The sequence below is a fragment of the Arthrobacter sp. C9C5 genome (assembly GCF_013359735.1).
Taxonomy (GTDB): Bacteria; Actinomycetota; Actinomycetes; order Actinomycetales; family Micrococcaceae; genus Arthrobacter.
In genome coordinates, this window is sequence record NZ_JABFMX010000012.1 from 1 (window position 1) to 21,152 (window position 21,152).

Genomic DNA, 21,152 nt, shown 5'->3' on the forward strand with positions numbered 1-21,152 from the left:
CGCGATCGCCCGCCCCACTAAAGGTCCCGGCGTCGGGGGCGAGTTCCTCGTCCACGGCGGCCCGGTCCGCGGCGGACAGGCAGGCGGTCTCGCGGACCAGGAGGGTGGCGCGCCATTCGTTGAGCTGTCCGGTTTCCAGGGCGGCGAGGCTGTGCGGCATTTCGGTGACCAGGGCCTTGGCGAGGCCGAGGAGCCGTCCGCCCTTGGCGGGGGATTCGCGGCGGGCGAGGGCGATCTGCGCGCCGACCCCGGTGCCGAGCTGGTCGGCGGGAGCGCCGGCAAGGGATTGTTCGCGGCGCTGGGAGAGGTCGAAGGCGACGGCGTCCCGGGCCTGGCGGGCGGCCAGGGCTGACTTCAGATCCTCCAGCTCGCGTGTTTCGTCGATGAGTGCCTCTGCACTGGCCGGGGCCGGGATTCCGGCCAGGATCCGCGCAAGGTCCGCGACCGTTACGCCTTCCGTCAGAGCCACGTCGGGCCCTTGCTTGCCGTCCATGGAACCACGCTATCGGGCACCTGTGACAATTAAGGCGGCCACACCAGATCGGCGGCCTGCGGCGGTCGCTCCAGGGTGGGCCGCTCCGACCTGGCCGCCACGACCTGGCCGACCGCCCCGGTAACCGTTCGCCGTCCTTCCCGAGCCTCTCGGGCGCCTATCGGCCGCCGACCAGCACGTTTTGATGGATTTTCCGCCACCCCTGAGCAACAAGTTCCTTCGTCTCGAAGCCGTCCGTGACCAAGGTGGCCGACTTACCGACCTGCCCAGAGATGGAGACGATCTGGCCGGTCGCCCTTGAGCTGCCGCAGCCGCCGATGAAATTGCCCGGCCTGGCGTCGGAAACCGCGACCAAACAGGTCAGCGTGCGGTTCTCGCCCTGCGCGGCGTAATAGCGCACTCCGTCTGCCTCTACGAGCAGTCGGCTATTTTCCAGCTTGGGGATCTCCGTGCTGGCGGCCTCTGCGGGCAGCTGGTCCCTGGCCACCGCATCGCGCTGGAACACCGCGAGTCCTGCCGGGGCTGAGCACCCGCCAAGCATCAACGCGATGCCGATGGCCCCCAACATGGGAAGTACTAGACGATTCATTGCGCTGCCCCCTCAGGCTGTCACTCGTTTGCCCCGAGGCTACCGCAGCGCGGCCGAAGCGCTTGCCAAGCAATGCGCCTCACACCGCCAGGCGTAGGATCTGCCGATGGACATTCGACCAATCGGCCCGGACGCGGCCATCGGCGAATACGACCGACCCGCGGAGTACCGGGTGCGCATTTGGACCCGGCCGGCGGCCGAAGGCTACTCGTGGATGGTCGACGAATGGGATGTCCGCGATGCTCCAAACGTCGTGGCAGCCATTGACTGGGCCGAAGCGGAGGCAGCCGGGCGCCCGATCGAAGTTTTCGTGAAGTGGTCTGAGCATGCCACGCCACGCCACGGCGGCCTAGAGACCGTGCCACGGATGACGCGCGTCTATGGGGCCCCGGGAGACGACAACCCGACTACGGAAACGATCCTTTTCACGCGGTATAGCCGCGTCCAAGCAGGTCCCGCTCAACCCCCAAGTGGCACGGAATCCACTCCCGGGGGTAGCGTCGGACCATGACTCCAGGACGCCCCGTACCGCCGCCCCTCGCCAAGCCGCTTCCCGACCTCAACGTAGCCAACGACGGCGCGGCCAACGACGCCGGCACCAACCGTCCCACGCTCGCCGCCGCCTACGGCGCCACGGCCAGCGACAGCGGCCTCGTCCCGCTGACCGTGGCCCGGCGCGCGCCCAAGGCGGACGACGTCGAGATCGCCGTCGAGTTCTGCGGCCTCTGCCACTCGGACGTGCATGCCACCCGCGGCGAATGGGGAACCCAGAACTACCCCCTTGTTCCGGGGCACGAAATCGTCGGCCGCGTCACCCGCGTGGGCTCCGCCGTCGACGATTTCACCGTCGGTGAGCGCGTCGGCGTTGGCTGTATGGTCGATTCCTGCCGCGAATGCGACAGCTGCCTTGACGGCCTCGAGCAGTACTGCGAGAACGGCATGACCGGAACCTACGGCGCCAAGGATGCCCGCAACGGCGGCGCCATCACCCAGGGCGGCTACTCCACCTCGATCGTCGTGGACCGCAACTATGTCCTGCGGGTCCCGGAGGGCATGGACCCGGCCGCCGCCGCGCCGCTGCTCTGCGCCGGCATCACCACCTACTCCCCGCTGAACCACTTCGAGGTGGAGGAGGGCGACGTCGTCGGCGTCGTCGGGCTCGGCGGCCTCGGCCACATGGCCGTCAAGATCGCGAAGGCCATGGGTGCGGAGGTGACGGTCTTCACGACGTCGGAGCAGAAGTTCGCGGCGGCCCGCGAACTGGGCGCCGATCACGTCATCCTCTCCACGGACCCGGCCGCGATGGAAGCAGCGGACCGCAGCATCGACGTCATCATCGACACCGTCGCCGCGCCGCACGACCTCAACCCGTACTTCCGCACCCTTCGCGTGGACGGGGCGCTCTTCCAGCTGGGCCTGCCCTCGGAAGCCATGCCGCCGGTTAGCCCCGGCGCGCTGATCCGGCGCCGGATCGCCTATGCCGGCTCGCTGATCGGCGGAATCGCCGAGACGCAGGAGATGCTGGACTTCTGCGCCGAGCACGGTGTGGTGTCCGACGTCGAGGTGGTCCGTGCGGACCAGTTGAACGAGGCTTACGACCGCATGGTGGCAGGCGACGTGAAGTACCGATTTGTCCTGGATGCCAGCACCCTGGGGTCCCCGGCGGAAAAGGCTGATGTATGAGCACCCTGTTCACCAAGATCATCGACGGCGAGATCCCGGGCCGCTTCGTCTGGCGCGAGCCGGACGTCGTCGCGTTCCTGACCGTGGGCCCGCTGGCCGACGGGCACACGCTCGTGGTTCCCACCGAGGAAGTGGACCGCTGGACGGATGCCTCGCCGGAGGTGCTGGGCCGCGTGATGGAAGTTGCCCGCAAGATCGGCGCGGTCCAGGTAGACGTGTTCGATGCGGCCCGGGCCGGCCTGATCGTGGCCGGCTACGAAATCAACCACCTGCACGTGCACGTGTGGCCGTCCAACTCCATGGCGGACTTTGATTTCGGTTCGGTGGACCAGCACCCGGACCCGGCCCGGCTGGATGCCAACGCGGAGACGCTGCGCGAGGGTTTGCGGAAGGCCGGCCACGCGGAGCACGTCCCGGAGGCCTAGCGGCCATGAACTGGCGCCGGCGCAGCACTCCCCGGGGGTCTACGCCGGCGCCAGCGCTTTGTTCAGCACGGTCCGGATCCGCTTTTCGGACACCGAATAGGCGGTGCCGAGTTCGACGGCGAAGAGGCTCACCCGCAGTTCCTCGATCATCCAGCGGACCTGGGTTAACTCCGTGCCGATGCGCCGCCCGGGCAGCAGCGCGGAGACGGCGTCGTCGTAGTCGTCCTCGAGGCCCTGGATGACCGCCATGTGCTGCGCGTCGCGCTGGACGTTCCCGGGAAGCTTTTCGAGGCGCTTCTCGATGGCCGCGAGGTAGCGGGGCAGCTGGCTCAGCTGGGCGTAGCCCGTGCGTGCCACGAAACCGGGGAAGACGAGCTGCTCCAACTGGGCCTTGACGTCGTTGAGGGCGCTGATCAGGGCCAGGCTGGTGGTTCCCTTGAGCTGCTTCTCGATTCGCCGTGTGCTGGCGAGGATGCGCTCGACGACGGCGGTCACCGTGAAGACCGTGTCGATCAGTTCGGCCCGGACCTGCTCATACAACGCCTTGAAGGATGCCTCATCCCACGGCAGCGCGGCCGGGGTGAGCTTGTCGATCGCGGCCAGGGCGCAGTCAGCGATCAGGGCCGAAACGGAACCGTGCGGGTTTTGGCTGAAGGTCAGCTTCTCGGTGTTGTTCAGGTGCTCCAGGACATAGCGGTCCGGCGGCGGGACTTTCAGGGCGAGCAGCCGGATGACCCCGCCGCGCATGGCCTGTTCCTGCTCGCCGGAGGTCTGGAAGAGCCGCAGGGCCACGGAGGCGCCCTCGTCGACCAGGGCCGGGTAGCCGGTGACGGTGTGGCCCTTCACGGTGCCCTGGACCTGGCGCTGCACGGTGCCGAAAGTCCATTCCTTCAGCCCGGACAGCTCGGTGAAGCCGGCCGGAGTCGGGTCAAGCTGCGCTTGTGCGGCGGGGGACCCTGAGGATTTGCCGTTCGCCCTGCCGCCGACGGTGGCTGCCATTGTGGCTTTGGGTGCCGTCGTGGATGGCGTGGCCCCGAGGGACTCGGCGATCGCCCGACGGGTGGCCGGTGCTAGCTTTTCCTGGAGCGCCGCGAGGTCCTTGCCCTCGTCCAGCACCTTGCCGCGGGAGTCGACCACGCGGAAGCTGACCCGCAGGTGCGGCGGGACGGCCTCCCAGTTCCACGACCCCGGCGGGATGACCTGGCCGCGGAGCCGGCGCAACACGAGTTCGAGTGAGGGTTCCAGCTCATCCGTCGCGGGATCGAAATCGGTCTCGAGCGCGGCCACGGCCTGGCGGGCGACGTCCGGCGCGGGAACGAAGTTCTTGCGCACCTGCTTGGGCAGGGACTTGATCAGGGCCGTGACCAGCTCCACCCGCTGGCCGGGAATCAGCCAGCGGAACGCGGCGTCGTCCAGCTGGTTCAGGAACAATACGGGGACCTCGGCGGTGACGCCGTCGGACGGGTTCGGCGGGGAGCCGGGAGCCACCGGATGGAACTCGTAGCTCAGCGGCAGTTCGAAGCCCTTGTGCAGCCAGGTCTTCGGGTAGGCAGAGTCGTCGAGCGCGTCGGCGTCCTCGCTGATCAGCAGCGACTGGTCGAAGTCCAGCAGCGTGGGGTCCTGCTGCCGGGCTTCCTTCCACCACTTGTCGAAATGACGTTCGGAAACCACGCCCTTGCCGATCCGCGCGTCATAGAACTCAAACAGGGTCTCGTCGTCGACCAGGATGTCGCGGCGCCGCATCCGTGCCTCAAGCTCTTCGACCTCCTGGAGCAGGGCGCGGTTGCGGTGGAAGAACTTGTGGTGGGTCTGCCAGTCGCCCTCCACCAGGGCGTGCCGGATGAACAGCTCGCGGGACACCTCCGGATCCACCCGCCCGTAGTTGACCCGCCGGTTGGGGATGATCGGCACGCCGTACAGCGTGACCTTCTCATGCGCCATCACCGAACCCATCTTCTTGGACCAGTGCGGTTCGCTGTAGCTGCGCTTGACCAGGTCCGGCGCCACCTGCTCAGCCCAGAGCGGATCGAACTTCGCGGCCACCCGCGCCCAGAGCCGGCTGGTCTCGACCAACTCGGCGGCCATCACAAAGGTGGGGGACTTCTTGAACAGCGCCGAGCCGGGGAAGATCGCAAAGCGGCTGCCGCGCGCGCCGGCGTACTCGCGCTTTCGTTCGTCAAGGATGCCGATGTGGCTCAGCAGCCCCGAGAGGAGGCTGATATGGATGCCCTCGTGGTTGCCCACCGGATCGGTAAGCCGCTTGTTGTCCAGGCTGATGCCCAGCGGCCGGGCCAGCTGGCGCAGCTGGGCGAAGAGGTCCTGCCATTCCCGGACGCGCAGATAGTTGATGAACTCGTTGCGGCACAGCCGGCGGAACGCGGTCGAGGAGAGCTCCTGCTGCTTCTCCTGCAGGTAGTTCCAGAGGTTCAGGAAGCCGGTGAAGTCCGAGTTCTCGTCCCGGAACCGGGCGTGCTTCTCCGCGGCAAGCTGCTGCTTGTCTGTCGGCCGCTCGCGCGGGTCCTGGATGGTCAGCGCGGCGGCCAGGATCATGACCTCGCGGACGCAGCCGCGCTTGCCGGACTCGACAATCATCCGGCCCAGGCGGGGGTCCACCGGCAGCTGGGCAAGCTGCTGCCCGACGGCGGTGAGGCCGCCGCCGCGGCCGCCGCCGTTCCTCCCGGACGCCTGCCGGCGACCGGACCGGCTCCCGGCGTCGTCCGCTGCTTCCGGCTGACGGGCCGTGCTCAGCGCGCCGAGCTCGCGGAGCAGCGTCACGCCGTCGTTGATGGCTCGGGAGTCCGGCGGCTCCACGAACGGGAAGTTCTCCACGTCCTTCGGCCCGCGGGCCACACCCATGGCCGTCATCTGCAGGATGACGGCGGCGAGGTTGGTGCGCAGGATCTCCGGGTCGGTGAACAGCGGCCGGGACTCGAAGTCCTCCTCCGAGTACAGCCGGATGGCGATGCCGTCGGAGACGCGGCCGCAGCGGCCGGAGCGCTGGTTGGCCGAGGCCTGCGAGACCCGCTCGATCGGCAGGCGCTGGACCTTGGTGCGGTGCGAGTAGCGCGAGATGCGTGCGGTTCCGGTGTCGATGACGTACTTGATGCCGGGCACCGTAAGCGAGGTTTCGGCAACGTTGGTGGCCAGCACGATCCGGCGCTTGCTGCCGGGGTGGAACACCTTGTGCTGCTCCTGCAGGCTCAACCGGGCGAAGAGGGGAAGGACCTCGGTGCCGGCCAGCCGCCGGTTCGTCTGGATCCGCGCGTTGAGCGCCTCGGCGGCGTCGCGGATTTCGCGTTCGCCGGAGAAGAAGATCAGGATGTCGCCCGGGGCCTCCAGAGCGAGTTCGTCGACGGCGTCGCACACCGCGTCCAGCGGGTCGCGGTCCTCCTCGAGCTCGTCGTCGGAGGAATTGTCCGCATCATCACCAACTGCGCCGGGGCCGCCGGCGGGCGCCGAAAGCGGCCGGTAGCGGATTTCCACCGGGTAGGTGCGGCCGGACACCTCGATGATGGGGGAGGGCTCCTCCTCGCTGCCGAAGTGCTTGGCGAAGCGCTCCGGATCGATGGTGGCCGAGGTGATGATGATCTTCAGGTCCGGGCGCTGGGGAAGGATCCGCTTGAGGTAGCCGAGGATGAAGTCGATGTTGAGGCTGCGTTCATGTGCCTCGTCGATGATGATCGCGTTGTACTTGCGCAGCAGTTTGTCGCGCTGGATCTCGGCCAGCAGGATGCCGTCGGTCATCAGCTTGACCTTGGTGGAGCGGCTGACCTCGCCAGTGAAGCGGACCTGGAAGCCGACTTCCTGGCCGATCTCGACGCCGAGTTCCTCGGCGATGCGCTCCGCGACCGTGCGGGCGGCGAGCCGGCGCGGCTGGGTGTGGCCGATCAGACCGTTTTCGCCCAGGCCAAGCTCGAGGCACATCTTGGGGATCTGGGTGGTCTTACCGGAACCGGTCTCGCCGGCGATGATGGTCACCTGGTTCGCGGCGATGGCGGCCATCAGGTCCTCGCGGCGCTCGGAGACCGGCAGCTCGGCGGGGTAGGAAATATGCAGTGTCATGGCTGAAAACAGTCTACTGGCCTAGCAGCCGGACATAGGTTTGCCCGGTCCCTGGGCGGGGCCGGGCAGCGGTTGGAGGGGAGCGGGCTAGAAGAACCGCAGCGTGTAGCTGGTGCTGGGGAGGTCGTGGGCCATCCAGTATTCTTCCGAGCGGACGGGCGGGTTGTGGCCCAGGCCGTCTTTGCGCAGAGCCCGGAGGGTGGCGGCGACGGCGGCGAGGATCAGGACGATGAGGGCGATTCCGATGAGTTCCATACCTCCATGGTTCTCCGGTGGGGGGTGCAAAAAAAGTGGCAGAAATGCCCAAAAGACTATAATTTCTGCCACACTAGAGACATGATCAACTCAGTGGCGATGATCGTGGTTCCCAACTTCTCGGTCTTCGAGTTCGGCACCGCCTTCGAGGTGTTCGGCGTCGACAGATCGGACCGCGGCACCGGTGTGCCGGCCTTCGACTTCCGGGTCTGCACGCCGGAGCCCGGCGACGTTCCCATGAAGTCCGGCCTGTCGATGCACGTGCCGCTCGGGCTGGAGGCCGCCGCGGACGCGGACCTGGTCATCATGACCCCGTTCGGCAAGGATGCCGATGTTCCCGAGTCGGTGCTGGAGGCGCTGCGGGCGGCGCACGCGCGGGGAGCCTGGGTCATGTCGATCTGCTCCGGCGCCTTCGCCCTGGCCCGGGCCGGGCTGCTGGACGGGCGCCGCTGCACCACGCACTGGCACTACTCGCAGGAGCTCGCCAGCCGCTACCCGGCCGCGCTGGTTGATGAAAACGTGCTCTATGTCCAGGACGGGCGGATCATCACGAGCGCCGGCACCGCCGCCGGCATCGATGCCAGCCTGCACCTGGTCCGGGTGGAGCTGGGCGCCAACGTGGCCGCGAGCATCGCCCGGGACATGGTGGTTCCGCCGCACCGCGACGGCGGCCAGGCCCAGTTCATCGACCGGCCGATGCCGCGGTGCGGCTCGCAGCCGATGGAGGAGTTGCTGCGGTGGATGGTCCGGAACCTGGACGAGGAGCACTCCGTCAACGAGCTGGCCGCCCGCGTGCACATGTCGCCGCGGACCTTTGCGCGCCGGTTCCGGGCCGAGACCGGCGCGACCCCCGCGGCCTGGCTGAATTCGCAGCGGGTGCTGCGGGCACAGGAGCTGCTCGAGACCACGGATCTGAACATCGACGAGATCGCCCGGGAGGCCGGGTTCGGCCACTCGGTGCTGCTGCGGCACCACTTCGCCAAGGTGCTGGACACCAGCCCGCAGTCCTACCGTCGGACGTTCCGCGGACACCTGGCGGCGGTCTAACCAGGCTGCCCGTCCGGGCGGTCCCGGGTGTCGGCACCGCCCGACGCCGGTTCCGGCTGAGCCGGCGACTCGGCGGCGGCGCGCATGCTGTCCACCAGGGTCCGCCAGGGCCCGACGAGGTCCCGCTCGGGCAGGGTGGCGCGGCGCTGGCCGGCCCGGATCCGGTAGACGAAGCGGTCCGGCTGGGGAATGCCGCCGGCCCCGGCCGCCGCCGGGCCGGGCAGGTCGTCCCAGGGGCAGGCCTCGATCAGTGGCTGCCACTGGTCCCGGTCATCCGGCGTTACCGCCTGCACGCTCCAGACGCGCTCCATCCCGGCAACGCCACCGCTGCGCTGGACGGTTATCTTCACTGGCTTGACTCCACTGGGTGATCCTTAGGCAGGCGCCGGTTACAGCCTCACTTTGACAGTTTCCCATGCACGCCGGACGGCGTCATGCTCGGCCGACTCGGTACCGTACAGCTCCTTGGCGGATGCCGCGGTGGCCTTGGCGAAAGCCCCGAAGGTAGCGGCCGCGGGCAGGGAACCTCCGGTCAGGGTGTCGTACCAGATGCGTCCGGGAGTCTCCCAGGCATTACCGCCCAGGGCCGTCGCGACCAGGTAGAAGGCACGGTTGGGGATGCCCGAGTTCAGGTGCACTCCGCCGTTGTCCGCGCTGGTGTGGACATAGGAGTCCATCGAGTCCGGCTGCGGATCCTTGCCCAGCACATCGTCGTCGTAGGCGGTGCCCGGGGCCTTTATGGAGCGCAGCGCCGTTCCCTGCACCTGGTCGGTGAAGAGCCCCTCGCCGATCAGCCAGCTTGCCTCGGTTGCGGACTGCTGCTTCACGTACTGCTCCACGAGCGCGCCGAAAACGTCCGAGAGCGATTCGTTGAGGGCGCCCGCCTGGTTCCGGTAGGCGAGTCCGGCGGAGTACTGGGTGACGCCGTGCGCGAGCTCGTGGCCGATCACGCTCAGGGAGGCCGTGAAGCGGTTGAAGACCTGGCCGTCGCCGTCGCCGAAGACCATCTGCTTGCCGTCCCAGAACGCGTTGTCGTAGCGCTGGCCGAAGTGCACTGTGGCATCCAGGGGCAGACCGTTGCCGTCAATCGAGTTGCGGCCGAATGCCTCGGCATAGAGCCGGTGCGTGTGGCCCAGGCCGTCGTACGCCTCGTCCGTCGCCGGGTCCCCGGTGACGGGTTCGCCCTCCTTGCGCACCAGCACGCCCGGCAGGTTCTCCGAGGCTTTCGCATCGTACACGGTCCGCTGCGGCGGCCCGGGCGTGAGCTGCCGCAACCCCGGTGGCGCCGCGGGCACCGGCGCCGCGCGGGATGCCTGGAAGCTCTTGACGTGCTGCAGGGCTTCTTTGGCGGCACGGGCTGCGATCAGCAGCCGTGGTTCATGGTGCTGCGCGGCCAGCCGGCGCAACAGGTAGGGAGGGATGATGGAGCAGTACATGTGAGACCCCTTTGCTTCTGCCGATGCGACCAGCCTACGAGGGGCCACCGACATTTGGCAGGGCGGGACGCGTCGCTCTTCGCCCTCGGGGTCCGCTGGATGGTCCGCGTCCGGCTGCCTGTTGGATACGGTAGGCCAATGGCGCAAACGGAGAAGAAAAAGAAGCCCGGTTCGACCCTGCTAACGGTCATCATCGCCTTCGTGGCAAATGTCCTCGTGGCCGCGGCGAAGTCGGTGGCCGCCGTCCTCACCGGATCGGCCTCCATGACCGCCGAGGCGGCCCACTCCTGGGCGGATACCGGAAACCAGGTGTTCCTGTTCTTCGCGGAACGGCGCTCGGCCAGGCCGCGGGACAAGAGCCACCCCATGGGTTACGGACGGGAAGCCTACGTCTGGTCGATGTTTGCGGCGTTCGGGCTGTTCACTGCGGGTGCCGTGGTGTCCATCATGCACGGCATCCAGCAGATCATTGCGCCGGAGCCGGCAGCCGACTTCGCAGTGGCCTACGTGGTCCTGGCCGTCGCTTTCGTCTTCGAGGGAATCTCCTTCATCCAGGCGTTCCGGCAGACCCGGAAGGCGGCGCACGAGCTGGACCGTCACACCCTCGAGCAGGTCCTGATCAGCTCCGATCCCACCCTGCGTGCCGTCTTCGCGGAGGACGCCGCAGCACTCATCGGCCTGGTCGTGGCCTTTGCCGGCGTGTTCCTGCACCAGGTCACGGGCTCGCCGCTGCCGGATGCGATAGGTTCGATCATCGTCGGCGTGCTGCTGGCCGTCGTCGCCGTCGTGCTGATCGACCGCAACCGGCGTTTTCTGGTGGGCCAGGGCGTTACCCCGGACATCGAACAGTCCATGGCCCGCCGGGTGCTGGAGCACCGGGACATCGCCCGGCTCACGTACCTGCACCTGGAGTTTGTCGGCCCGCGCCGGCTGTACCTGGTCGCGGCCGTGGACCTGCAGGGCGACCACCCGGAACACGAAGTGGCGGTGGCCCTGCGCCGGATAGAGCGCGAGCTGGAGGACCACGAAACGGTGGAGGAAGCCGTGCTCACCCTGTCCACTCCGGACGAAGCCGCCCTGAACTTCGACGCCGGGCAAAGCCGAACCGGCGCCTGACCTGCGGCGAAAGCCGGAACCGACTGCTCTTGTCCTGCGCGGGGCCGGCGGCTAGTGTGACCTCGACCGCCGGCAGCGCCGCGGGCGGTCCACCGCCGATCAGGAGGATGCCTTGAAGCTTGATCCGAACACCACCGCCCTTGTGCTCATCGAATACCAGAACGACTTCACCTCCGACGGCGGCGGGCTGCATGACGCCGTCCGGCCGGTCATGGAAAAGACGGACATGCTCGCCAACACGGCCCGTGCCGTAGAGGCAGCCCGCGCGGCCGGCGTCACGGTCATGCACGCGCCCATCACGTTTGCCGAGGGCTACAACGAACTCGGCAAGCATCCGTACGGGATCCTCAAGGGGGTCGTGGACGGCGGCGTCTTCGTGAAGGGAACCTGGGGTGCGGCCATCATCGACGAGCTGGCGCCCGCAGAGGGTGACATCGTGATTGAAGGCAAGCGGGGCCTGGACACCTTTGCCAGCACCAACCTGGACTTCATCCTGCGCAGCAAGGGCATCAGCACCATCGTCCTGGGCGGGTTCCTGACCAACTGCTGTGTCGAATCAACCATGCGCAGCGGCTACGAGAACGGGTACCAGGTCGTGACGCTGAGCGACTGCGTGGCTGCAACATCCGTTGAGGAACATGACAACGCGATCGCGTACGACTACCCGATGTTCTCCACCCCGATGACGGCCGAGGAATTCTCCAGCCGGCTGTCCTGAGCTTCGCCGGTGAACGCAAAAACCCCGCCGTTTCGCTGAAACGGCGGGGTTTTGTTTGGTGCCCTCGATAGGATTCGAACCTACGACCTTCTGCTCCGGAGGCAGACGCTCTATCCCCTGAGCTACGAGGGCAATCAGGGATCCTGCCGTTACCGGCGGGACGTCCTAGAGCTTAGCAGGAAGGTGGGCTCCAAAGGAAAATCGCCCGTCCGGAGCCGCCGGGGGTCATCCCGGGAGCAGGAACGCCCAAGATGACGGCGGCAAAATTCCGCGGGACCGCGGGCCCCCGGTAGGCTGGAACTGTGACCCCAGAAGAACTCTCCCTCGCCATATCCGCCTGCCTGAAGGACGTCGTCGCCGCCGGTGAAATCGCCCTTGCCGCCGCCGACATTCCGGAGTCGGTGCGCGTGGAGCGGCCCAAGAACAGGGACCATGGCGACTGGGCCACCAACATCGCCCTCCAGCTGGCAAAGCCGGCCGGCACCAACCCGCGCCAGCTCGCCGGGCTGCTGAGCGCGCGGCTCGCCTCGATCGAGGGAGTCTCCGCCGTCGACATCGCCGGACCGGGGTTCCTGAACATCACCGTCGACGCTGCCGCCGCCGGTGCCCTCGCCAAGGCCATTGTCGAGGCGGGCCCCGCCTACGGCACCAACACGGCGCTCGCGGGCCGCACGGTCAACATGGAGTTCGTCTCGGCCAACCCCACCGGCCCGCTGCACATCGGCCACACCCGCTGGGCCGCCCTGGGCGACTCGATCGCCCGTGTGCTCCGGGCCTCCGGCGCGGACGTCACCGCGGAGTACTACATCAACGACGCCGGCTCGCAGATGGACGTCTTCGCGCACTCGGTGCTGTCCCGGCTGCACGGCCGCGGCGTTCCGGAGGGCGGCTACCCGGGCGAATACATCGCGGACCTGGGTCACGAGGTCCTGACGCAGCACCCCGGCATCCGCGAGCTCACCGACGTCGCGGCGCTGCCGGTGATCCGCGGCGCCGCCTACAAGGCGCAGCTGCACGACATCCAGCAGACCCTCGCGGAGTTCGGCGTCGAGTTCGACGTCTTCTTCTCCGAGCAGGAACTGCACGACGCCGGCGCCATCGCGGACGCCGTCGCCCGCCTGCGGGAACAAGGCCACGTCTACGACGACGGCGGCGCGGTCTGGCTGCGCACCACGGACTTCGGCGACGACAAGGACCGGGTGATGATCCGCGCGAACGGCGAGCCGACGTACTTCGCCGCCGACGCGGCGTACTACCTGTCCAAGAAGGACCGCGGCTTCACCGAAAAGATCTATCTGCTCGGCGCCGACCACCACGGCTACATCAACCGGCTCAAGGCGATCGCGGCCGCGGCCGGCGACGATCCCGAGGTCAACATCGAGGTCCTGATCGGCCAGCTCGTCTCCGTCAACGGCGCCAAGCTGTCCAAGCGGGCCGGCAACATTATTGAGCTCAAGGACCTGATCTCCTGGCTGGGCAAGGACGCCGTCCGGTACTCGCTGGCGCGCTTCCCGGCCGATTCGCCGCTGACCCTGGACCCGGAACTGCTCAAGAAGCACAGCAACGAGAACCCGGTCTTCTACGTCCAGTACGCGCACGCCCGCTCCCGTGGCGCGGCCCGCAACGCCGTGGCCGCCGGTGTCGAGCGCCGGGTGGAGGGCGAAGATGCCTTCGACGCGTCCCTGCTGGACCATGCGACGGAAAACGAGCTGCTCTCGCACCTGGGCAGCTACCCCTCGATCGTGGCCAAGGCGGCCGAGCTGCGCGAACCGCACCGCGTCGCCCGCCACCTCGAAGTCATCGCCGGCGCCTACCACCGCTGGTACGACGCCTGCCGCGTCGCGCCGCTGGGCGAGGAAGCCATCACCGATCTGAACCGCACCCGGCTGTGGCTCAACGATGCCACCAGCCAGGTGCTCGCCAACGGACTGGAACTGCTGGGCGTTTCGGCGCCGGAACGGATGTGAACGCCATGACCGCGAACCAGAACAACAGCGCTGCAGCCTCCCCGCTCGCCCCGGACTGGCTGGCCGTACCGGAGGACCTCAACGCCCTGCACAAGCCGATGTGGGCCGCCGGGGTTGAGCGCAACGAGGGTGGCGAACTGGCCATTGACGGCGTCACCGTCAGCGAACTGCAGCGGCAGTTCGGCACGCCGCTGTTCGTGATGAGCGAGACCGACTTCCGGGCCCGCGCCCGGGCCTTCCAGGACGCCTTCAACGAGGCCTTCGCGGACATCTGCGGGGGAGTGGATGTCTACTACGCCGGCAAGTCGTTCCTGTGCACCGCCGTCGTCCGCTGGGTCGAGGAGGAAGGGCTCCGGCTGGACACCGCCTCCGGCGGGGAACTCGCCGTGGCGGCCCGTGCCGGCATTCCCGGCGCCGCCGTCGCACTGCACGGCAACAACAAGTCCGACGCCGAGATCCACCGCGCCCTCGATATGGGGCTGGGCCGGATCGTCGTCGACAGCCTCGACGAACTGGAGCGCGTCGCTGCGATCGCGGCGAACCGCGGCGAAACCGCGAAGGTCATGCTGCGGCTGACCCCGGGCGTGCACGCGCACACCCACGAGTTCATCGCCACCGCGCATGAAGACCAGAAGTTCGGCCTCTCGATGGCCGGGGACTCCACCGACCAGGCCGGGCTGTCCGCCGCGGAGGAGGCAGTGGCGGCCGCCGCCGGGCATGGCAGCATCGAACTGCTGGGCCTGCACTGCCACATCGGCTCGCAGATCTTCGAGCCGGACGGCTTCGCCCTCGCCGCGGAGAAGCTGCTCGACTTCCTCGCCGCGATGCAGGCCAAGTATTCGATCGTGCTGCCCGAGCTGGACCTGGGCGGCGGCTACGGCATCGCCTACACCCCGGTGGACACCCCGCGGCCGCCGGCGGAAATCGCCCGGGCGATGGCCGCAGTCGTCCGCGCCAAGGTGGCCGAGCTCGGCATCACCGCACCGCGGATCTCGATCGAGCCCGGCCGGGCGATCGTCGGCACCAGCACCTTCACGCTCTACGAGGTGGGCACCCTGAAGACCGTCCGGGTGGACGCTCCGGCCGCCGCGGGCGGCGAAACGGGCGGAACCGGTGAAACAGCGGCAGAAAACGTTACGTATCCCCGCCGCTATGTGTCGGTGGACGGCGGCATGAGCGACAACGCCCGCCCGGTGCTCTACGACGCGGATTATTCGGCGGTTCTGGCGTCCCGCAGCTCCGACGCGGCTCCGCAGCTGTCCCGAGTAGTGGGCAAACATTGCGAGAGCGGCGACATAGTTGTTAGAGATGTATATCTGCCCGAGGACGTGGCAGCCGGTGATCTGCTCGCTGTACCGGGGACCGGCGCCTACTGCTGGGCCCTGTCAAGCAACTACAACTATCTGGCCCGGCCGGGCGTTGTCGCGGTACGCGATGGATCAGTCCGGCTCATTGTCCGCGGCGAAACCGAACAAGATCTGCTGAACCGCGACATGGGAGTCTGAATGACGGAATTGCGAACCCTGAAAGTGGCCCTGCTGGGCTGTGGCAACGTCGGGGCCCAGGTTGCGCGGATTCTCATTGACGACGCCGACACCCTGGCGTCCCGTACCGGGGCCCGCCTTGAACTGAGCGGCATCGCCGTGCGCAACCTCGAGGCCCGGCGCGACGTCGAGCTGCCCCACGAGCTCTTCACCAACGACGCCGAGGCGCTCGTCAAGGACGCCGACCTGGTTATCGAGCTGATGGGCGGGATCGAGCCGGCACGGAGCCTGATCCTCACCGCCATCCGGCACGGCGCGTCCGTCGTGACCGGGAACAAGGCCCTGCTCGCCCAGGACGGTCCGACCCTCTATGAGGAGGCGGACAAGGCCGGCGTTCAGCTCTCCTACGAGGCCGCCGTCGCCGGGGCCATCCCCATCCTGCGCCCGATCCGGGACAGCCTCTCCGGGGACCGGATCACCCGGGTGCTGGGCATCGTCAACGGCACCACCAACTTCATTCTGGACCAGATGGACACCACGGGCGCGCAGTTCGCCGACGCCCTCGCCGAGGCGCAACGGCTGGGCTACGCCGAAGCGGACCCCACCGCCGACGTCGAGGGCCTTGACGCCGCCGCGAAGGCCGCGATCCTCGCGTCGCTGTCCTTCCACACGCGGTTCGCGCTCGAGGACGTCTACTGCGAGGGCATCAGCTCCGTCACGGCCGCCGACATCGCCGCGGCAAAGGACGCCGGCTTCGTGATCAAGCTGCTGGCGATCGCCGAGAAGCTCACCGATCCCGAGGGCAACGAGGGCGTCTCCGTCCGCGTGCACCCCACGTTGCTGCCCCGCGAACACCCGCTGGCCGCGGTGCACGGCGCGTTCAACGCCGTGTTCATCGAGGCCGAGAACGCCGGCGAGCTGATGTTCTACGGCCAGGGAGCCGGCGGCACCCCGACGGCGTCGGCCGTCCTGGGAGACCTGGTCTCGGCGGCCCGCCGGATCGTGCTGGGCGGTCCGGGACGCACCGAAACCACCACCGGCCACGTTCCGGCGCTGCCGATCGACGCGGCCATCACCAGCTACTACATCGGCCTCGACGTCGCGGACCAGCCCGGCGTCCTGGCCCGGATCGCGCAACTCTTCGCCGAACACGGCGTGTCCATCGAAATCATGCGTCAGACCATCCACCGCGACTCGGCCTCCAAATCGGAGTCCGCGGAACTGCGGATCGTCACGCACCGTGCGAGCGAGGCCGCACTTGCAGCAACCGTCGAGGCCGTCAAGGGCCTGGACGTCATCAATTCCGTCACATCCGTACTGCGGGTAGAAGGGGTCTAAGTGGCTCACCAATGGCGCGGAGTCATCCGCGAATACGCCGAACGCCTGCCGGTCACCGAGGCCACCAAGGTCATCACCCTGGGCGAGGGCGGCACCCCGCTGGTGCACGCGCAGAAGCTCTCCGAGCTCACCGGCTGCACCGTCTACCTCAAGGTCGAGGGCATGAACCCGACCGGATCCTTCAAGGACCGCGGCATGACCATGGCCATGACGGCGGCGGTCGCCTCCGGCGCCAAGGCCGTGGTCTGCGCCTCCACCGGCAACACCTCCGCCTCGGCCGCGGCCTACGCGACGTCGGCCGGGCTGCAGTGCGCCGTGCTGGTGCCCGAGGGCAAAATCTCGATGGGCAAGCTCAGCCAGGCGATCGCGCACGGCGCCACCCTGCTGCAGGTGGACGGCAACTTTGACGACTGCCTGGACATCGCCCGCAAGCTGGGGGAGTCCTACCCGGTGTTCCTGGTCAACTCGGTCAACCCGGCCCGGATCGAGGGCCAGAAGACGGGCGCCTTCGAGGTCGTCGACGCGCTCGGCGACGCCCCGGACTTCCACGTGCTCCCGGTCGGCAACGCCGGCAACATCAGCGCCTACTGGAAGGGCTACAAGGAGTACGCGGCGCCCTACGAATCAGCTACCGCCGGCACCCTGGCCGCCGTCGCCACGAAGACACCGGTGATGTGGGGCTTCCAGGCCGCCGGTGCCGCCCCGTTCGTCGCCGGCCACCCCATCACGGAGCCGGACACCATCGCCACCGCCATCCGGATCGGCAACCCCGCGTCCTGGGACACCGCCGTCGCCGCCCGGGACGAATCCGGCGGCGTGATCGAGGCCGTCACCGATGAGGAAATCCTGTCCGCGCACCGCTGGCTCTCCGCCCGCGAAGGCGTGTTCGTCGAACCCGGCTCCGCCGCCGGCGTCGCCGGCCTGATCAAGAAGCACGCCGCGGGCGAAGTTCCCGCCGGCAAGACGATCGTCATCACAGTCACCGGCCACGGCCTCAAGGACCCGCAGTGGGCCTTGCGCACCGAGGACGGCAGCGAGGTGCAGCCGGTCAAGGTCGCCAACGACGTCGTCACGGTGGCCGCCGAACTGGGACTGGAAGAAAAATAGCCTTGGAAACCACCCTCACCGTCCCGGCCGAATCTCCCGCCGACATTCCGGCGGTCCCGGCCGGGCAAGTGGTCACCGTCCGGGTCCCGGCCACCAGCGCCAACCTCGGCCCCGGCTATGACAGCCTGGGCCTGGCCCTCTCGCTGCACGACACGCTGACGGTGGAAACCCTCGAGAGCGGCGAGCTCGAATTCGAGCTCAGCGGCGAGGGCGCGGACACCCTGCCCCGCGATGCGAGCCACCTGGTGGCCAGGGCCCTCACGGAAGCACTGCACCTGCTGGGCTTCCGCCACGAGGGTCTGCGGATCACCGCGGACAACGTCAACCCGCACGGCCGCGGCCTCGGGTCCTCGGCCGCCGCCGTGGTTGCAGCCGCCACCGCCGCGAACGCCCTCGTCCCGGCGGCATCGCGGCGCAGCAAGGACTGGATCCTGCAGTTCACGTCCCGGCTGGAGGGCCATCCGGACAACGTCGCACCCGCCATTTTCGGCGGACTGGCGCTGTCCTGGCAGGACAGTGACCAGTACAGCAGCACCTGCGCGACGGTCGACGCCGGCATTGTCCCGGTGGTCGCCGTTCCGGACTTCGAGCTCTCCACCGAGGCCGCCCGGGCACTGCTTCCGGCCTCCGTGGGGCACCACGCCGCCGCGATGAACTCGGGCCGTGCCGCCCTGCTGATCCACGCGCTGACGCAGAAGCCTGAATTCCTGCTGCCGGGCACCGAGGACTACCTGCACCAGAGCTACCGGGCACAGGCCATGCGGCCCAGCGCTGAGCTGATCGCTGCGCTGCGGCGGGCCGGCCATGCCGCCGTCGTCTCCGGCGCGGGACCCACCGTGCTGGTCCTGGCGGCAGGGGAAGAAGAAGCGGCCGACGTCGTCGAGTTCATCGGAGCTTTCACCGCCGACAACACGCCGGAGGTCGCCTGGCGTGTGATGAAGCTGGCTGTAGACACTGAGGGTGCTAAAGTGGAAGTGCACCGGCGGTAATCACGCAAGCTTTTTATAAGACCGCGATGTTGGCCAAGTTGCCCTCTCTCATCTTTCACTGCGCAATATTTTCCGGTGCCACCTGCTTTCGGTCTGACGCAGGAAGCTGCAGAATTCCTCTGTACCCCTGAAGTGTCAGCCGGCCGTCCCTCAATTTCGGGGCGTGTCTTGGTGTAGCAGTAACCGGCCCTGCCGGCCGAAATCCAACCGGCAAGGCCGAAATCCCGGCTGCAGATCTGAACTGCAGCCCAGATCAAATCACCGCGTCCAGCTCCTAGCCTGGACGCCGTCGAGGGGGAAGGATCCTTCGTGACCGAAACCACTGAGCTGTCTTCAGCTGTGGAAACATCATCTTCTGCTGCCGCAACGGCAGCACCCGCCAAGAGCAGCGGCCTCGCCGGCCTCAAGCTCGCGCAGCTCCAGGCCCTGGCCAGCCAGCTGGGGATCTCGGGCGGCTCCCGGATGCGCAAGGGCGATCTGGTGACCGCCATTTCCGCCCACCGTGCCGGTACCCCGGTCAGCAAGGCACCCGAACGCGCCGCCGAAAAGGCGAGCGACAACGGCACTGTTGCCCACGCCTCGGCCCCGGCCGTCGCTCCCGCAGCCGCCGGAGCCGAGGCTCCGGCCCAGGAAAACCCGCGGGCCCGGACCCGGGGCCGCAGCCGCCGCGCAGGCAGCGACGGCGTCATCACCACCCCTGCCGCTGAGGCACCCGCCGCCGCGGTAGAGGCTCAGTCCGCCGCTGCGCCGGCGCAGGCACCGTCCGCCCCGGCCGAGCAGGGCGCCGAAGGCAGCGACCGCACCCGCCAGCCGCGGACCCGCAACCGCCGCCGCGGCGAGGCAGCAGCCCAGGCCACCGGCCAGGGCGAAGCCCAGCCGGCAGCAGCCGTGGAAGCCCCGGCCGAGCAGGCCTCCGGCGAACAGCGCCAGGAACGCCAGTCCGAACAGGGCAGCGAGGACGGCCAGCGCCGCGACAACACCCGCGGCCGTGGCAATCGTGAGGACAACACCCGCGACAACACGTCCGGAAACCGCGACAATACCCGCGACAACGACGATTCCGACGGCGGCAGCCGCCGCAACCGCCGTAACCGTCGTGACCGCAACGATCGTAACGACCGCTCCGGCGGCCAGGACAACCGCGACAACAACTCGCGCAACGACCGTTTCCGCGACCGCAACGAACGCCGCCGCGGCCGTTCCCAGGGACCCGACGTCGACGACGTCGAGGTCACCGAGGACGACGTCCTGCTGCCCGTCGCCGGCATCCTGGACGTGCTGGAGAACTATGCGTTCATCCGCACCTCCGGCTACCTGCCGGGTCCGAACGACGTCTACGTCTCGCTCGCCCAGGTCAAGAAGTACAACCTGCGCAAGGGCGACGCCGTCGTCGGCGCCATCCGCGCCCCGCGTGAAGGCGAAGACCGCAGCAACCAGCAGTCGGCCCGCCAGAAGTTCAACGCACTGGTCCGCGTCACCTCGGTCAACGGCAAGACCCCCGAGGAACTCAAGGACCGCGTCGAATTCGCGAAGCTCGTCCCGCTGTATCCCTCCGAGCGCCTGCGCCTCGAAACGGACCCCAAGAAGATCGGCCCCCGCGTCATCGACCTGGTCGCCCCGATCGGCAAGGGCCAGCGTGGCCTGATCGTCTCGCCGCCGAAGGCCGGCAAGACGCTCATCCTGCAGTCCATCGCCAACGCCATCACCACCAACAATCCTGAGGTCCACCTCATGATGGTGCTCGTTGACGAACGCCCCGAAGAAGTCACCGACATGCAGCGCACGGTCAAGGGCGAGGTCATTGCCTCCACCTTCGACCGCCCCGCCGACGACCACACCACCGTGGCCGAACTTTCCATCGAGCGTGCCAAACGCCTCGTGGAAATGGGCATGGACGTTGTGGTCCTGCTGGACTCGATGACGCGACTGGGCCGCGCCTACAACCTGGCCGCACCCGCTTCCGGCCGCATCCTGTCCGGTGGCGTCGACTCCGCTGCGCTGTACCCGCCGAAGCGCTTCTTCGGTGCAGCCCGCAACATCGAAAACGGCGGCTCGCTCACCATCCTGGCCACCGCGCTCGTCGAAACCGGCTCCAAGATGGACGAGGTCATCTTCGAAGAGTTCAAGGGCACCGGCAACATGGAACTGCGTCTGTCCCGCCAGCTCGCGGACAAGCGCATCTTCCCGGCCGTGGACGTCAACGCGTCCGGTACCCGCCGCGAAGAGAACCTGCTGTCCCCCGAGGAAGTCAAGATCATGTGGAAGCTGCGCCGTGTCCTCTCCGGACTCGAAACGCAGCAGAGCCTTGAGCTGCTGACCAACAAGATCCGGGAGACCCAGAGCAACGTCGAGTTCCTCATGCAGGTGCAGAAGACGACGCTTGGTGCGAAGTCCGATAACGACAAGTAGCTGCAATAACCGCTAGATTCTGGCGGTCCCGCGC

General features: G+C 68.2%; 16 protein-coding genes, 1 tRNA gene and 1 pseudogene. 11 read left to right on the forward strand and 7 right to left on the reverse strand.

The genetic code is table 11. The features are described from left to right. Both HNO80_RS10700 and HNO80_RS10705 read right to left on the reverse strand, forming a co-directional pair. Positions 1-493, reverse strand: a pseudogene (locus tag HNO80_RS10700) (HNH endonuclease); the annotation flags it as partial. A 157-nt stretch (positions 494-650) separates the two neighbouring features. After that, positions 651-1,061 carry a hypothetical protein gene (locus tag HNO80_RS10705; RefSeq protein WP_217500814.1) on the reverse strand — a complete coding sequence of 137 codons (411 nt, stop codon included), beginning with the start codon at positions 1,059-1,061 and terminating at the stop codon, positions 651-653. Positions 1,062-1,589: 528 nt separating this feature from the next. Between HNO80_RS10705 and HNO80_RS10710 the strand changes: the two genes are divergently transcribed. Together HNO80_RS10710 and HNO80_RS10715 are read left to right on the forward strand one after the other, a co-directional pair. After that, a complete protein-coding gene (locus HNO80_RS10710) occupies positions 1,590-2,765 on the forward strand; it encodes an NAD(P)-dependent alcohol dehydrogenase (RefSeq protein ID WP_175322848.1) in 1,176 nt (391 codons plus the stop codon). After that, on the forward strand, positions 2,762-3,190 hold the full coding sequence (locus tag HNO80_RS10715; protein WP_175322849.1) for an HIT family protein: 429 nt from the start codon (positions 2,762-2,764) through the stop codon (positions 3,188-3,190). The genes HNO80_RS10710 and HNO80_RS10715 overlap by 4 nt, the downstream gene beginning before the upstream one ends. A 39-nt stretch (positions 3,191-3,229) precedes the next feature. Here HNO80_RS10715 and hrpA read toward each other — a convergent pair whose 3' ends face one another. Both hrpA and HNO80_RS10725 read right to left on the reverse strand, forming a co-directional pair. Beyond that, a complete protein-coding gene (gene hrpA / locus HNO80_RS10720) occupies positions 3,230-7,252 on the reverse strand; it encodes an ATP-dependent RNA helicase HrpA (protein ID WP_175322850.1) in 4,023 nt (1,340 codons plus the stop codon). A gap of 87 nt (positions 7,253-7,339) precedes the next feature. Continuing rightward, positions 7,340-7,507 carry a hypothetical protein gene (locus HNO80_RS10725; RefSeq protein ID WP_175322851.1) on the reverse strand — a complete coding sequence of 56 codons (168 nt, stop codon included), beginning with the start codon at positions 7,505-7,507 and terminating at the stop codon, positions 7,340-7,342. An 81-nt stretch (positions 7,508-7,588) separates the two neighbouring features. Here HNO80_RS10725 and HNO80_RS10730 point away from each other — a divergent pair, with 81 nt between their 5' ends. Next, the gene (locus tag HNO80_RS10730; protein ID WP_175322852.1) at positions 7,589-8,554 is read left to right on the forward strand and encodes a GlxA family transcriptional regulator; all 966 of its coding nucleotides are present in this window, start codon (positions 7,589-7,591) and stop codon (positions 8,552-8,554) included. Here HNO80_RS10730 and HNO80_RS10735 read toward each other — a convergent pair. Together HNO80_RS10735 and HNO80_RS10740 are read right to left on the reverse strand one after the other, a co-directional pair. Then, positions 8,551-8,904, reverse strand: coding sequence for a protealysin inhibitor emfourin (locus tag HNO80_RS10735; protein ID WP_175322853.1), 354 nt, complete (start codon positions 8,902-8,904; stop codon positions 8,551-8,553). The two genes, HNO80_RS10730 and HNO80_RS10735, sit on opposite strands and share 4 nt — an antisense overlap. Positions 8,905-8,943: 39 nt before the next feature. After that, positions 8,944-9,990: a M4 family metallopeptidase gene (locus HNO80_RS10740; RefSeq protein ID WP_175322854.1), complete on the reverse strand. Its 1,047-nt coding sequence runs from the start codon at positions 9,988-9,990 to the stop codon at positions 8,944-8,946. Between the two features lie 138 nt (positions 9,991-10,128). Here HNO80_RS10740 and HNO80_RS10745 point away from each other — a divergent pair, with 138 nt between their 5' ends. After that, positions 10,129-11,106, forward strand: coding sequence for a cation diffusion facilitator family transporter (locus tag HNO80_RS10745; RefSeq protein WP_175322855.1), 978 nt, complete (start codon positions 10,129-10,131; stop codon positions 11,104-11,106). A 112-nt stretch (positions 11,107-11,218) separates the two neighbouring features. After that, the gene (locus HNO80_RS10750; RefSeq protein WP_175322856.1) at positions 11,219-11,824 is read left to right on the forward strand and encodes a cysteine hydrolase family protein; all 606 of its coding nucleotides are present in this window, start codon (positions 11,219-11,221) and stop codon (positions 11,822-11,824) included. 56 nt (positions 11,825-11,880) lie between these two features. Here HNO80_RS10750 and HNO80_RS10755 read toward each other — a convergent pair. Beyond that, positions 11,881-11,956, reverse strand: a tRNA-Arg gene (locus HNO80_RS10755). A 170-nt stretch (positions 11,957-12,126) separates the two neighbouring features. Here HNO80_RS10755 and argS point away from each other — a divergent pair. The 6 genes from argS to rho all read left to right on the forward strand — a co-directional run bounded on the left by argS (position 12,127) and on the right by rho (position 21,118). Next, a complete protein-coding gene (gene argS, locus HNO80_RS10760) occupies positions 12,127-13,791 on the forward strand; it encodes an arginine--tRNA ligase (protein ID WP_175322857.1) in 1,665 nt (554 codons plus the stop codon). 5 nt (positions 13,792-13,796) lie between these two features. Then, the gene (gene lysA / locus HNO80_RS10765; protein ID WP_175322858.1) at positions 13,797-15,296 is read left to right on the forward strand and encodes a diaminopimelate decarboxylase; all 1,500 of its coding nucleotides are present in this window, start codon (positions 13,797-13,799) and stop codon (positions 15,294-15,296) included. Continuing rightward, positions 15,297-16,613, forward strand: coding sequence for a homoserine dehydrogenase (locus HNO80_RS10770; protein WP_175322859.1), 1,317 nt, complete (start codon positions 15,297-15,299; stop codon positions 16,611-16,613). Further along, positions 16,614-17,720, forward strand: a complete 1,107-nt coding sequence (gene thrC / locus HNO80_RS10775) for a threonine synthase (RefSeq protein WP_175322860.1) — start codon at positions 16,614-16,616, stop codon at positions 17,718-17,720. 2 nt (positions 17,721-17,722) lie between these two features. Further along, the gene (thrB, locus tag HNO80_RS10780; protein WP_175322861.1) at positions 17,723-18,709 is read left to right on the forward strand and encodes a homoserine kinase; all 987 of its coding nucleotides are present in this window, start codon (positions 17,723-17,725) and stop codon (positions 18,707-18,709) included. Positions 18,710-19,018: 309 nt separating this feature from the next. Further along, positions 19,019-21,118 (forward strand): transcription termination factor Rho, encoded by a 2,100-nt coding sequence (rho, locus tag HNO80_RS10785; RefSeq protein ID WP_175322862.1) that lies wholly within the window; start codon positions 19,019-19,021, stop codon positions 21,116-21,118. Positions 21,119-21,152 lie beyond the last annotated feature (34 nt).